This window comes from Xenorhabdus miraniensis (assembly GCF_002632615.1).
This window is the reverse complement of record NZ_NITZ01000092.1, coordinates 1-986: the sequence shown is the minus strand read 5'-3', so window position 1 is coordinate 986 and position 986 is coordinate 1. Positions and strand designations below refer to the sequence as shown.

1 protein-coding gene is annotated in these 986 nt (G+C 55.8%); it reads right to left on the bottom strand.

The window, feature by feature from the left end; translation table 11 throughout:
• The coding region (locus Xmir_RS22185; RefSeq protein ID WP_145956959.1) for an amino acid adenylation domain-containing protein at positions 1 to 986 on the bottom strand (986 nt) is incomplete at both ends.

Sequence of the window (986 nt, the reverse complement as noted above, 5' to 3'; positions counted from 1 at the left end):
GCCGGCACCATATAATCCGGCAAAACCGCACTCAGGTGAGTACGCAGGTTGTTGACCAGTACTTCATCCGCTTCCGCCACGACATAGGCCACCAGCCGTTTACCTTGCCCGTCAGCCAGTGCCAGCACGACCGCCTCATGCACCGCTGGGTGTTCCAGCAAGCGGGTTTCAATTTCCCCCGGTTCTATACGAAAACCGCGAATTTTCACCTGCTGGTCATTGCGGCCAAAGAATTCCAGATTGCCGTCCGGCTGGTAACGGGCCAGATCCCCCGTGCGGTACATCCGGGCACCCGATACCGGACTAAAGGGGTCGGGGATAAAACGTGCTTCACTTAAGGCTGGCTGGTTCAGATAACCCCGCGCAACCCCTACGCCACCGATATAGATTTCTCCCACACAGCCTAACGGCACCGGTTGCCCATTGCTGTCCAGCAGGTAAATACGGGTATTTTTGAGTGGCCAGCCGATGGAACGATCTTCGTCCGGGGAGGAGACTGCCTGACAGGTGGCCGTAACGGTATTTTCCGTCGGGCCATAGGCGTTTAATAACCGGGGGCGGTGACCTTCCTGTGCAAACCAGTCCTGAAGGGCTTTTTTCTGGACGGCCTCACTGCCAATAATAACTAGCCTGAGCGCGTCAGGCAGCGGTAATCCTTTGTCTCTGGCCGCCAGTTCAGACCAGAATAACGTGGGCAGGAACATCACCGTAATACGGTTTTTCCGGGCTAAGGCAATAAATTCCGGCATGGACGCCAGCCAGCTATCATCGCGAATGACCAACGTGGCGCCATGACATAATGACGAGAAACACTCCTCGACCGAGACATCAAAGGCAAACGCCGCAAACTGCAATACCCGGTCCTGAGCCATCACGCCATAAAGCTCGTTCACCCCCAGCGTACGTTGATAAATTGCCTGATGCTCCACCATCACCCCTTTTGGCTGGCCGGTAGAGCCCGAGGTGTAAATCACATAGGCCAGATG